The organism is Sphaerotilus sp., from assembly GCF_013299175.1.
Lineage (GTDB): Bacteria > Pseudomonadota > Gammaproteobacteria > Burkholderiales > Burkholderiaceae_C > Sphaerotilus.
Map to the genome: position 1 here is coordinate 25,196 of NZ_JAAFKF010000035.1, position 11,486 is coordinate 36,681.

Genomic DNA, 11,486 nt, shown 5'->3' on the forward strand with positions numbered 1-11,486 from the left:
AGCGACCGCTACAGCGACCGCAGCACCGCGCGCACGGGCGACGCCTCCGCGTGCATCCACCGCAGCGGCAAGGCAATCAGCTCGTAGTCACCGGCTGGCACATCGTCCAGCACGAGGTTCTCCAGCACGCGCAGGTCGAGCCGCAGCAGGCGCTGGTGGCTGTCGAGCGCCGCACTGTCGGCCGGATCGACCGAGGGCGTGTCGATCCCGACCAGCCGCACGCCCTGCCCCGCCAGCCAGTCGAGCGTCTCGGGGGCGAAGGCGGTGAAATCGGCGGTCCAGGTCGTCGCGGCCCGGTCACAGGTGCGCACCAGCACCCGCGGCGGCAGGCCGACACCGACCGGGCGCACGGCCTGGCGCAGGTGCTCGGGCTGGATCAGCCGCCCGCAGCCCATGGCATGGACCACGCGGCACACCCCAAGGAAGGGCGCCAGATCGACTGCACCGATCGCGGCGGCACCCTCGGCATAGTGCAGCGGTGCATCGGCATGGGCGCCAAGGTGGGGCGACAGCGTGATGGCGCTGACGTTGGCGGCACAGCCGGGGCCGAGCGTGGCAGTCCAGTGCTGGGTGTAGGGCTGGTCGCCGGGGTACACCAGCGTGGCGGGGCCGACCGGCGGCGAGATGTCCCACAGGCGCCGCGGGTCCGCGCTCATGCCAGCGGGGTCTCGGGTGCTGGTGGCGCAGACACCATGCTGTCGAAGGCGTGGAAAGCTTGGGCCAGCTCGCTGAACACACCCTTGTCCAGCGGTGACAGCGGCACCAAGGACGCTGCGGCGGCGGGTTCCACCGGATCCAGCGGCAGACTGAGCTGCGGCGGCGCCCCGAGCGACGCAATGTCGCCCATGGACACGAAGGCCACTCCGGCCAGCGCCGCCGCGGCATCGAGCCGCGGTGCCTCGCCGACCAGCGACGCCTGCCGCACGACGGCCAGCGCCACCAATTGCCGCTGCTCGCGGCTGGCGCGGCTCCAGCGGTCGTCGTCGGTGGTGCTGGCGAAGGTGTGCAGCCGCACCAGCTCGCGGGCCGTCCGCTCGTCAAAGGTGGCCACCTCGACGGGGCGCGAGGCCCGCAGCGCCTTGAACGCCGCGTCACCCGCCGGCCCGGTCTCCACCAGCCAGTCGGCCAGCACCGGCGCCGGGATCAGCAGCGTGGCGCGCTGGCGCTGGGCCTCGGCGAGCCAGGCCAGGCGGTGTTCGTCGTGGGCCGGATCACTGTCCAGGCGCAGCAGCCAGGCCAGCGCATCCGCATCGAGGAGACACCGCAGCATGGCTCAGCCCTTCTTGCGCAGCTTCATCAGCCGCGGCAAGACCAGCACCATCAGCACCACCACCAGCAGCACCGCCGACATCGGCCGCTCCAGGAAGATGCCCCACTTGCCTTCGCCGATGGACAGCGCGTTGCGCATCTGCGCTTCGGCGAGCGGGCCGAGGATCATGCCGACGATCACCGGCGCGGTCGGGAAGCTGAAGCGCCGCATCGCCACGCCGAGCAACCCGATCGCGTACATCAGCAGCAGGTCGAACGAGCTTTGGCGCATGCCGTAGACGCCGACCGTCGCGAAGATCAGGATGCCCGCGTACAGGTAGCTCTTCGGGATCTTCAGCAGCTTGACCCACAGCCCCACCATCGGCAGGTTCAGGATCAGCAGCATCACGTTGCCGATGTAGAGCGAGGCGATCAGCGCCCAGACCAGCTTGGCGTTGGTGTCGAAGAGCTGCGGGCCGGGCTGGATGCCGTAGTTCTGGAAGGCGCCCAGCAGGATCGCGGTCGTGTTCGAGGTCGGGATGCCCAGCGTCAGCAGCGGGATCAGCGTCGCGGTGATCGCGGCGTTGTTGGCGGCTTCCGGGCCGGCCACGCCTTCGATCGCGCCAGTGGTGCCGAACTCCTCGGGGTGCTTGGAGAGCTTCTTTTCCGTCGCGTAGCTGAGGAAGGTCGGGATCTCGCTGCCACCCGCCGGGATCGTGCCGAAGGGGAAGCCGATCGCCGTCGCCCGCAGCCACGCCGGCCACGAGCGCCGCCATTCCTCGCGCGTCATGTGGACCGAGCTGAGCGCGTTCTGCGTTTCCTGCTCGCCACCCTGGAACAGCACCGCGTACAGCGCCTCGGCCACCGCGAACAGGCCGACCGCGACCAGCACGACCTCCATGCCGTCCATGAACTCGGGCACGCCACCGGTGTAGCGCGCTTGGCCGGAGATCTGGTCGATGCCGATCAGGCCCATCGCCAGGCCGATGCCCAGCGCCGTCAGGCCGCGCAGCGTGCTTTGGCCGAGCACGGCGCTGACGGTGCAGAACGCCAGCAGCATCAGCATGAAGTATTCCGGCGGGCCGAGGCGGATGGCGTAGGTCGCCACGATCGGCGCGAACAGCGTGACCAGCACGGTGGCGATGGTGCCGGCGACGAACGAGCCGATCGCCGCCGTGGCCAGCGCCGCCCCGGCGCGGCCGTTCTTGGCCATCTTGTTGCCTTCGAGCGCCGTCACCATCGACCCCGCTTCACCCGGCGTGTTCAGCAGGATCGAGGTGGTCGAGCCGCCGTACATCGCGCCGTAGTAGATGCCGGCGAAGAAGATCATCGACGCCGTCGGCTCCACCTTCAGCGTGATCGGCAGCAGCATCGCCACCGCCGTCGCCGGCCCGATGCCGGGCAGCACGCCGACCGCCGTCCCCAGCGTGCAGCCCACCAGCGCCCACAGCAGGTTGATCGGCGTGCCCGCCGTCAGGAAGCCCTGCATGAGCTGGTCCCAGATGTGCATCATGTCCATCACAGCCATCCCGTCGAGGTGAGGCCGGGCAGGTTGATCGCCAGCGCCTTGGTGAACATCCAGTAGACCGGCGCGGAGATGGCCATGCCGATCAGCGCGTCGGTGATCCAGGCGCGCGGACTGAGGTCCAGCCGCCCTTCCGACGACTTGAAGCCGCGCACCGCCAGCACGAAGCACAGCGCGCAGCTCAGGATGAAGCCGATCGTCGTGAGCAGCAGCGCGTTGAGGACGATGCCGGCCGACACCCAGGCGAAACCGGGCCAGTGGCCGTGGTCGGCGCCGTCGGTGTCTTCCATGTCCCGGAAGCCGCCGGTGCGGGCTTCCCAGACCAGCCAGACGCCGCACAGCCCAAGCAAACCCGCCGCCACCCAGGGCAGGAAATTGGGACCGACACCAGCGTAGCCCGCATCGGAAGAAATGGAGGTCGCCCCCCAGGCCAGCCCCAAAGCCAGCAGCACCACCCCGGCACCCAGACAGGTCTGGTGGCGCATGGCCTCGGCCGGCGCAGCATCACGCGCAGTGTCGGCCATGGCTCAGATCATCCCGGCCTTGACCATCGTGGCGCGCAGGGACGCGAACTCGCGCTCGACGAACTCGTCGAACGCCGCACCGGGCAGCCAGGCGTCGGTCCAGCCGTTCTTCTCCAGCGCCTCGGCCCAGCCCTTGGACTTGACGGTCTTCTGCAGCAGGTCGGTCAGGGCCTTGCGCTGCGCGGGGGTGATGCCGGGGGCGCCGTAGACGCCGCGCCAGTTGCCGATCTCGACGTTGTAGCCCAGCTCCTTCATCGTCGGCACGGTCGGCGCGATCTTCAGGCGGGTCGGCGAGGTGGCGCAGATCGGCCGCATCTTGCCGGAATCGATGTACTGCTGGAACTCGCTGTAGCTGCTGCCACCGACCGAGACGTTGCCGCCCAGGATGGCCGCGATGGCTTCACCGCCGCCACGGAAGGGCACGTAGTTGATCTTGGTCGCGTCCACGCCGATCTCGCGGGCCAGCATGGCTGCGGCGATGTGCTCGGTCGATCCGCGCGAACCGCCGCCCCACTTGACGCTGCCGGGGTCTTTCTTCACCGCCTCGACCACGTCCTTCAGGGTCTTGAACGGCGAATCGGCCGGCACGACGAAGACGTTGTATTCGCTGGTCAGGCGGGCCACGGGGGTGGCCGCGCTCAGCGACACGGGCGGCTTGCCGGTGATGATCCCGCCAAGCATCACGGCGCCCATGACCATCAGCGTGTTCGGATCGCCCTTGCTGCCGTTGACGAACTGCGCCAGACCGATCGCGCCCGCCGCACCGCCCTTGTTCTCGTACTGGACGGTGTTGATGGTGCCAGCGTCCTGCATCGCCTTGCCGAGGGCGCGGCCGGTGCCGTCCCAGCCACCGCCCGGATTGGCGGGGATCATCATCTTGAGGTTGACATCAGCGGCTTGCGCGGGCAGCACGCCCGCGGCGGCCATGGCAGCCAGGGACTTGAGGAAGGTGTCGCGACGCATGGAGAACTCCTGGGCGGATCAAGGTGGTGGGGATGGTGCCAATGGTCGCCGCGCTGTCTGTCAAACCGCTGTCCACGGACCTAGGGGAAATGCGGGGTGCCGGCGGGACAACGCCCACTGGCCGACGCGCTAGGCTAGGCACCATGAAACTGCTGCTGATCGAAGACAACGCCACGATGCAGACCACGCTGCGCCGGGCCTTCGAGCGGCGCGGCATCCAGATCGTCAGTTGCGATGACGGTGCCCGCGCGCTCGACCGCTGGGAGGCGAGCCAGCCTGACGCCGTGCTGCTGGACCTGAGTCTGCCTGGCATGGATGGACTCGATGTGCTCAGCCGTGCGCGCGCCGCCGGCTGGACCACCCCCGTGATGATCCTCACCGCCCGCGGCACCGTGGGCGACCGCATCCTGGGACTGAACACCGGCGCGGACGACTACCTCGCCAAGCCCTTCGATCTGGACGAGCTGGAAGCGCGCGTGCGGGCGCTGGTGCGCCGCTCGGGGGCGGCGTCGAGCGGACTGAACCGCCAGCCCGACACCTTCTGCGGCCTGCACGTCGATGCCGACAGCGGCGCCGTCTGTCTGCAGGGTGCCCCGATGGAGCTGACCGCCCGCGAACTCGCCCTGCTGCGCGCCCTGCTCGCCCGGCCCGGTCACGCGGTGGCGCGGGAGCGGCTGTTCGAGCTGGTCTTTCCGGGCGAGGCGGACGTGCAGGCCGAGGCGATCGAGGTCGTCGTCTACCGGCTGCGCAAGAAGCTGGCGCAGACCGGCGCTCAACTGGTGACGCTGCGTGGCCTGGGCTACCTGCTCAAGGCGGCGTCCTGAGTCGATGCCGGAACCACCATCGCTGCCCGCCCGCTGGCGCCGGCTGCACGAACACCTGTCGCTGCGCGCCTACCTGCTGCTGGGCATCCTCGGGCCGGTGGTGCTGCTGGTGCTGCTCAATACCGTCAGCGTCTACCGCGAGGCGCTTGAGTCGGCCGACACCGCCTACGACCGCACCCTGCTCGCCTCGGCCAAGTCGATCGGCGAGCACCTGGACATCGCCCGCGGCGCCGATGGCCAGGGCACGGTCGTCACCGCCACCGTGCCCTATTCCGCACTCGAAGCCTTCGAGGCGGACAACCGCAGCCGGATGTACTTCCGCATCAGCGACATGCAGGGGCAGATGATCTCGGGCTTCGACGACCTGCCCGTCTGGCATGGCCACCTGCCAGCCCGCAGCGTCTACGCGGCGCTGGTCGATTTCTACGACGCCGAGTTCCGCGGGCAGCCGGTGCGGGTGGCCGTGCTGCTGCAGCCGGTGGCGGGGCGCGACGGGGTCGGCATGGCCATGGTCCAGGTCGCCGAAACGCTGGAGCTGCGCCACACGCTCGCCCGCGCACTGCTGCTGGGCACGCTGTGGCGGCAGGCGGCGCTGATCGCGGTGATCGCGGGGGTGGTGGTGTGGGTGGTGCAGCGGGCGACGCGGCCGGTGCGCCAGCTCAGTGCGCAGTTGCAGCAGCGCGGCGATGGCGACCTGACCCCCCTGCTGGCCGACGAGGCGCCGCGCGAGCTGCAGCCCCTGATCGACGCCAACAACGCGATGATGGCGCGGCTGGCCCAGTTGCTCGACCACCAGAAACGCTTCGTGCGCGATGCCTCGCACCAGTTGCGCACGCCGCTGGCCGTCCTGAAGACACAGGTCCAGTCCGCCCGCCGCGGCGACATCGACGCCCGGCAGGCGCTGGCCGAGATCGAGCACACGGTGGACGGCGCCACCGAGCTGGCCAACCAGATGCTCGCGCTGGCCAAGGTCGAACAACTGCGCCACCAGGGGCAGGCGCCGGTGCTGCACTGGGACCGGCTGGTGCGCGACGTGGCACTCGACCTCTCCGCGCTGATCGCCGAGCATGGGCTGGAGTTCTCGATCGAGACCGACACGGCACCGGTGTGTGCCCACGCCTGGGCACTGCGGGAACTCGTGCGCAACCTGCTGCACAACGCCATCAAGAACACGCCGGACGGGTCGGCACTCGCCATCCGTCTGCACAGCGATCCGCGCCACGCCACCCTGACCATCGCCGACAGCGGCCCCGGACTCGCTCCCGGGCAGCGCGAACACCTGTTCCGCCCCTTCGCCGCGGGCCGCAGCGGCGACAACCTGCGCTCCGGCGCAGGGCTGGGGCTGGCGATCTGCCAGGAGATCGTGCAGTCGCTCGGTGGCGCACTGGTGCTGGACAATCGCCTCGACCACGCCGGACACACCACCGGACTGGACGCCACCGTGCGCCTGCCCCTGGCCGATCCTCCACCGCCTCCCGACACCGACGCCAGCCCATGAGCAGCAAGTCCCGCCCCCCCGCCCCGCCAGCGCCGACACCCGGTCAGCGCCTCGACAAGTGGCTCTGGGCCGCGCGGTTCTTCAAGACACGCACCCTCGCCGGGGACGAGATCGAGCGTGGCCGGGTGCTGGTCAATGCGCAGCACGCCAAGCCTTCGCGGGAAGTGCGACCCGGTGATCGGCTGAGCCTGCGGCAGGGCAACAGCCCGGTGGCGCGCGAAGTGCAGGTGCTGGGTCTGTCGGAGGCGCGCGGCCCGGCACCACAAGCACAGCGCCTGTACGCCGAAACCCCGGAAAGCCTCGCCGCCCAGGCCGAGTGGCAGGCAAGGCGGCCCTATGCGGTCGATCCGGCGGTGGCGATGGAGCAAGGTCGGCCCACCAAGTCCGATCGCCGCCAGCTCGTCGAGTGGCAACGCTGGAGCGCCTCGCTCGACGACGGCGACGACGGCGGCGCTTGAGCCGGCCGCCAGCGTCCGCCGCTCAGGAACCCGACGCGCGCAGCGTGATCTTGCGGGCGGCCATCTGCAACCCGTCCAGCGACAGGCTGCCCTCGACTTCGATGACACGCGCCGTGCCGGCCAGTGCCACCAGTGCGGCGCTGGTCAGCGGCTCGCCCAGGTAGGTCTGGTCGTTCCAGGTGACGGTGAGCACCGGGTCGCCGGGCTGGCGGCGCAGGGTCAGCGTGCGCGTGACCGCGTTGGCGCTCAGCACCAGACCACGCCGCTCCAGCCGGCTTTTCGTGCCCGCCGGCTCGGCTTCGCAGGCCACCGAGGTGGCGGTCATGCCCTGCGCGGTGGCGCTGCCCTGGACCTCCACGTACAACCCGTTGACCAGCGCCGCTGCACCGCAGCCCGAGAGGTCCACCCGTGTGCTGGCCGTCAGCGCCACCGCCGTGTCGCGCAGCGTGAAGGTACGCGACGCCGCCGACCAGTCGTCCAGCGTGCCACGCAGTTCGGTGGGCACGCTGGTGCTCGTCAGCCGCTCGATGCGGGTGGCGAGCCAGCGGCCGCTGCTGTGGAGCGTGGCCGTGGCCTGCACGTAGGCGCCGTTGGCGATCGGCTGGCCGGCCGACAGGATCTGCGTGTCCGCGTTGACCAGCAAGGCCACGCCGTCCAGCTCGAACGCGGAACCCGTCCAGCCGCCCACCAGCCCGGCGCGGCGCAGCGTGCTCGCCACGCCACCGCTGCTGGTCTGCCCGAGCGCCGTCACCTGCACCTGGGTCGCGGCCAGGGACAGGGCGGCGGCATCGAAAGCGGACTCCGCGGCGAACACGGTCACCGCGTGTCCGTCCAGCAGCGTGGTGCCTGACGGCAGCACGGCGGCGGCCGAGGGCATCTGCACCGTGAGCGCGCCCAGCCGGAAACTGCGCGCACCGCCGCTGGCCGCCGCCGAGAGCTGTGCCACGGTCCCGCTGACGCGCACCACCGCCAGCGTCGAGCGTGGCGCGATGCGGGTGGCGACGAGGCGCACATCGTTGGTGCCTGTCCCCGTGCGGTAAGCGATGGCGTGGACCTCGACCGCATCGCCCAGGCGCACATCCGCCACGCTGTTCAGCGGCGACTCGAACACGGTGATGGGGCCGCGGGCGGGGTCGCTGTTGACCGTGACGGTCTGGCCGAGCACGCCCAGCGTGTCCAGCGTGCGCTCGCTCACCCGACCCACCACGCTCGGCAGCAACTCCACGCGCTGCAGCACCTGCGCGCCAGCCGTGTCCGTGCCGAACTCCAGCGACACCCGGTGGCCCAGCCGCGCATCGCCCACCTCGGCTTCGGTGCCGTTGCGGCTGATCTCGGTCCTGGCGGCGCTGTCGTCGTGGCGGGCACCATCGACGATCACGCTGCCCAGCCCCGACACGGTACCGACACTCAGGCCGACCATGACCGGACTGCCCGTGCCATTGGTGCCCACGCTGCCACCACCACAGGCCACCAGCGCCGCCAGCACCAGCCCCACCACCGTCGCCGCCAGACCGACCCGTCGCATCACCGTGCGTCTCATTCAGTTCTCCCCGAAGTGTTGGTGTCGCTCGATTTGTTCACTTCAAGATGGTAATAAATCCCGAAGCGCACGCGGGTGTCACGCTGTGCAGAAGGCTCGGCTGTCGGTTGCTGACCACGGTCGTGGTCCTGCGCAATCCGCACCCGTGCCTCGCGCACCATGCCTTCCAGCGCCACGCCCCAGAGCTGGCGCGCCACCTCGCCCAGGTGGACAGCGGATTCGGTGCTGAGTCCATCGGCGTAGACGCTTTGTTCGAGCTGGCGCTGCGCAGGCGTGTCGGCACGCAGGTTGTGGACCGCCGCCGCGATGTGGTCGGCCACGTTGACCGCCATCGTCCGCACCGCTGCCGGGTCATGCACCGGCGGCACGAAGCGGTCGGACAGCAGGCGCACCTGCTCCGGCTGCACCTCGACCAGCTCCAGCCGCTCCAGCTCCTCCAGCAGGGTGCGGGGATGGACATCGCGCGAAGCCTCGCGGGCCAGCGCCTCGAAGCTCGGCGCCGGGCCATGGCGGGGCAGCTCGCGCCGGACTTCCTCCGCTTCACCCGCCTGGACGCGGTAGCCGGGATCGGTGATCCACTGCGTGAACAGCGTGGCTGCGGGCGTGGGGGCCAGACGTGGCACGCTGGCAGCCGCAGCCCCCGTGGATTCGTGGTGGGACTCCATGAAGACGCGCACTTCCTTGCGGTGGATGCCTGTCAGCACGCTGAGCGCGGAGTCCGTCACCCGGCGACCGCGGCGGCCCAGGTCGTCATGGGCCTCGGACAGGTAGACACCGCGCAGCGTCCGCACCAGGGCATTCAGCGGAATTCCCTGCACCAGCAACCAGCGCACCAGGGGCGCCAGCATCACGGCAACGTCGTCGAGCGCCTGCTCGGCAGGGGTGGGCGAAATCGAATCGGTCATCTTCGGAAAATACGGCCGCCCACCAGAGGAGCGGTCAAGCTGCAAGTGTGACAGTTCTCACACGGCAACCGTGTGGCGAATCGTCAACTTCTGTCACAGGACCCCTTGAAGTCTGGAGGGGCATCCTCATTTCGCATTCCAGTTGCTGCAAAAACAGGCCAGGAAACGACCCCCATGTCCGACACCCAACACGCTGCCCCCTACCAAGACACCGAACCCGCTGCGCTGAACACGGCCACCACCGAAACGGTCGAGGCCGCGGCCAACGAACATGCTGCCCGCATCGCCGAGCTGGAAGCGAAGAACGTCGAACTCGCCGACGCCTACCTGCGCGCCAAGGCCGAGGCCGACAACACGCGCCGCCGCGCCGACGAGGAAATCGCCAAGTCGCGCAAGTTCGCGGTCGAGGGCTTCGCCGAGAGCCTGCTGCCGGTCAAGGACAGCCTCGAAGCCGCGCTGGCCACCCACGCCAGCGGCAAAGGCTCGCTGGAGCAGGTGCTCGAAGGCGTCAACATCACCCTGCGGCAGTTGGTCCAGGCGCTGGAGCGCAACAAGGTCGTCGAGATCAGCCCGCCGGTCGGCACCAAGTTCGACCCGCACCAGCACCAGGCCATCAGCGTGGTCCCCGCCGACCAGGACGCCAACACCGTCGTGGTGGTGCTGCAGAAGGGCTACCTCATTGCCGAGCGGGTGCTGCGCCCGGCCCTCGTCACCGTGGCCGCGCCGAAGTAAGACGACTCCAGCATGTTCGGGCCTTGAAACCGGCCCGATCAGCCACAAATCACAGACAACCAAGCAATTTCCGGAGCATCCGCATCATGGGCAGAATCATCGGCATCGACCTCGGCACCACCAACTCGTGCGTGGCCATCATGGAAGGCAACACCACGAAGGTGATCGAGAACAGCGAAGGCGCGCGCACGACGCCGTCCATCATCGCCTACCAGGAAGACGGCGAGATCCTCGTCGGTGCCTCGGCCAAGCGCCAGGCCGTCACCAACCCGCGCAACACGCTGTACGCGGTCAAGCGCCTGATCGGTCGCAAGTTCACCGAGAAGGAAGTGCAGAAGGACATCGACCTGATGCCCTACACCATCGCGCCCGCCGACAACGGTGACGCCTGGGTGGAAATTCGCGGCAAGCGCATGGCCCCGCCGCAGGTCAGCGCCGAAGTGCTGCGCAAGATGAAGAAGACCGCCGAGGACTACCTGGGCGAAGAAGTGACCGAAGCCGTGATCACGGTGCCGGCCTACTTCAATGACGCCCAGCGGCAGGCCACCAAGGACGCGGGCCGCATCGCCGGTCTCGATGTCAAGCGCATCATCAACGAGCCGACCGCCGCGGCGCTGGCCTTCGGTCTGGACAAGCACGGCAAGGGCGACCGCAAGATCGCCGTGTACGACCTGGGTGGCGGCACGTTCGACGTGTCCATCATCGAGATCGCGGACGTTGACGGCGAGATGCAGTTCGAAGTGCTGTCCACCAACGGCGACACCTTCCTGGGCGGCGAGGACTTCGACCAGCGCATCATCGATTTCATCGTCACCGAGTTCAAGAAGGAACAGGGCGTTGACCTGACCAAGGACGTGCTGGCCCTGCAACGCCTGAAGGAAGCCGCCGAGAAGGCCAAGATCGAGCTGTCGAACTCGTCGCAGACGGACGTGAACCTGCCGTACATCACGGCCGACGCCAGCGGCCCGAAGCACCTGAACATCAAGCTGACCCGCGCCAAGCTGGAGTCGCTGGTGGAAGAGCTGATCGAGCGCACGATCGCCCCCTGCCGCACCGCGATGAAGGACGCTGGCGTGGCCGTCAGCGCCATCGACGACGTGATCCTGGTCGGCGGCATGACCCGCATGCCCAAGGTGCAGGACAAGGTCAAGGAGTTCTTCGGCAAGGAGCCGCGCAAGGACGTGAACCCGGATGAAGCCGTGGCGGTCGGCGCCGCGATCCAGGGCCAGGTGCTGGGCGGCGACCGCAAGGACGTGCTGCTGCTGGACG

Annotated in this window: 12 protein-coding genes; 5 read left to right on the forward strand and 7 right to left on the reverse strand. The window is 69.4% G+C overall.

The features are described 5' to 3' along the window. Positions 1–8: 8 nt before the first annotated feature. The 5 genes from kynB to QZW52_RS08265 are packed head-to-tail and all read right to left on the reverse strand — an operon-like array spanning position 9 to position 4,260. Positions 9–656, reverse strand: coding sequence for an arylformamidase (gene kynB, locus QZW52_RS08245; protein WP_293997211.1), 648 nt, complete (start codon positions 654–656; stop codon positions 9–11). Further along, entirely contained in the window at positions 653–1,270 is a 618-nt protein-coding gene (locus QZW52_RS08250; RefSeq protein WP_293997214.1) for a hypothetical protein, read from the reverse strand. Before QZW52_RS08250 ends, kynB begins: the two co-directional genes overlap by 4 nt. Positions 1,271–1,273: 3 nt before the next feature. Further along, positions 1,274–2,758 carry a tripartite tricarboxylate transporter permease gene (locus QZW52_RS08255; protein ID WP_293997236.1) on the reverse strand — a complete coding sequence of 495 codons (1,485 nt, stop codon included), beginning with the start codon at positions 2,756–2,758 and terminating at the stop codon, positions 1,274–1,276. Positions 2,759–2,766: 8 nt separating this feature from the next. Beyond that, the gene (locus tag QZW52_RS08260) at positions 2,767–3,297 is read right to left on the reverse strand and encodes a tripartite tricarboxylate transporter TctB family protein (RefSeq protein WP_293997217.1); all 531 of its coding nucleotides are present in this window, start codon (positions 3,295–3,297) and stop codon (positions 2,767–2,769) included. Between the two features lie 3 nt (positions 3,298–3,300). Next, positions 3,301–4,260, reverse strand: a complete 960-nt coding sequence (locus tag QZW52_RS08265; RefSeq protein WP_293997220.1) for a Bug family tripartite tricarboxylate transporter substrate binding protein — start codon at positions 4,258–4,260, stop codon at positions 3,301–3,303. Between the two features lie 143 nt (positions 4,261–4,403). Between QZW52_RS08265 and QZW52_RS08270 the strand changes: the two genes are divergently transcribed. From QZW52_RS08270 to QZW52_RS08280, 3 genes are read left to right on the forward strand one after another with little or no spacing between them, the layout of a single operon-like run. Continuing rightward, a complete protein-coding gene (locus QZW52_RS08270) occupies positions 4,404–5,084 on the forward strand; it encodes a response regulator transcription factor (protein ID WP_293997222.1) in 681 nt (226 codons plus the stop codon). A gap of 4 nt (positions 5,085–5,088) precedes the next feature. Further along, positions 5,089–6,582, forward strand: coding sequence for a sensor histidine kinase (locus tag QZW52_RS08275; RefSeq protein ID WP_293997224.1), 1,494 nt, complete (start codon positions 5,089–5,091; stop codon positions 6,580–6,582). Continuing rightward, positions 6,579–7,040, forward strand: coding sequence for an RNA-binding S4 domain-containing protein (locus QZW52_RS08280; protein WP_293997227.1), 462 nt, complete (start codon positions 6,579–6,581; stop codon positions 7,038–7,040). The genes QZW52_RS08275 and QZW52_RS08280 overlap by 4 nt, the downstream gene beginning before the upstream one ends. 22 nt (positions 7,041–7,062) lie before the next feature. Here the strand turns inward: QZW52_RS08280 and QZW52_RS08285 are convergent, their stop codons facing one another. After that, entirely contained in the window at positions 7,063–8,580 is a 1,518-nt protein-coding gene (locus tag QZW52_RS08285) for a DUF5666 domain-containing protein (RefSeq protein WP_293997230.1), read from the reverse strand. After that, a complete protein-coding gene (locus tag QZW52_RS08290; RefSeq protein ID WP_293997232.1) occupies positions 8,577–9,485 on the reverse strand; it encodes a DUF6502 family protein in 909 nt (302 codons plus the stop codon). The genes QZW52_RS08285 and QZW52_RS08290 overlap by 4 nt, the downstream gene beginning before the upstream one ends. A gap of 174 nt (positions 9,486–9,659) precedes the next feature. Here QZW52_RS08290 and grpE point away from each other — a divergent pair, with 174 nt between their 5' ends. Both grpE and dnaK read left to right on the forward strand, forming a co-directional pair. Next, on the forward strand, positions 9,660–10,217 hold the full coding sequence (gene grpE, locus QZW52_RS08295) for a nucleotide exchange factor GrpE (RefSeq protein ID WP_293997233.1): 558 nt from the start codon (positions 9,660–9,662) through the stop codon (positions 10,215–10,217). 86 nt (positions 10,218–10,303) lie between these two features. Continuing rightward, positions 10,304–11,486 (forward strand): molecular chaperone DnaK (gene dnaK / locus QZW52_RS08300; protein ID WP_293997234.1); only part of this gene is annotated, 1,183 nt, incomplete at its 3' end.

Coding starts and splice junctions, on each gene's coding strand:
- kynB (WP_293997211.1), bottom strand. CDS start 656: ATGAGCGCGGACCCGCGGCGCCTGTGGGACATCTCGCCGCCGGTCGGC.
- QZW52_RS08250 (WP_293997214.1), bottom strand. CDS start 1,270: ATGCTGCGGTGTCTCCTCGATGCGGATGCGCTGGCCTGGCTGCTGCGC.
- QZW52_RS08255 (WP_293997236.1), bottom strand. CDS start 2,758: ATGCACATCTGGGACCAGCTCATGCAGGGCTTCCTGACGGCGGGCACG.
- QZW52_RS08260 (WP_293997217.1), bottom strand. CDS start 3,297: ATGGCCGACACTGCGCGTGATGCTGCGCCGGCCGAGGCCATGCGCCAC.
- QZW52_RS08265 (WP_293997220.1), bottom strand. CDS start 4,260: ATGCGTCGCGACACCTTCCTCAAGTCCCTGGCTGCCATGGCCGCCGCG.
- QZW52_RS08270 (WP_293997222.1), top strand. CDS start 4,404: ATGAAACTGCTGCTGATCGAAGACAACGCCACGATGCAGACCACGCTG.
- QZW52_RS08275 (WP_293997224.1), top strand. CDS start 5,089: ATGCCGGAACCACCATCGCTGCCCGCCCGCTGGCGCCGGCTGCACGAA.
- QZW52_RS08280 (WP_293997227.1), top strand. CDS start 6,579: ATGAGCAGCAAGTCCCGCCCCCCCGCCCCGCCAGCGCCGACACCCGGT.
- QZW52_RS08285 (WP_293997230.1), bottom strand. CDS start 8,580: ATGAGACGCACGGTGATGCGACGGGTCGGTCTGGCGGCGACGGTGGTG.
- QZW52_RS08290 (WP_293997232.1), bottom strand. CDS start 9,485: ATGACCGATTCGATTTCGCCCACCCCTGCCGAGCAGGCGCTCGACGAC.
- grpE (WP_293997233.1), top strand. CDS start 9,660: ATGTCCGACACCCAACACGCTGCCCCCTACCAAGACACCGAACCCGCT.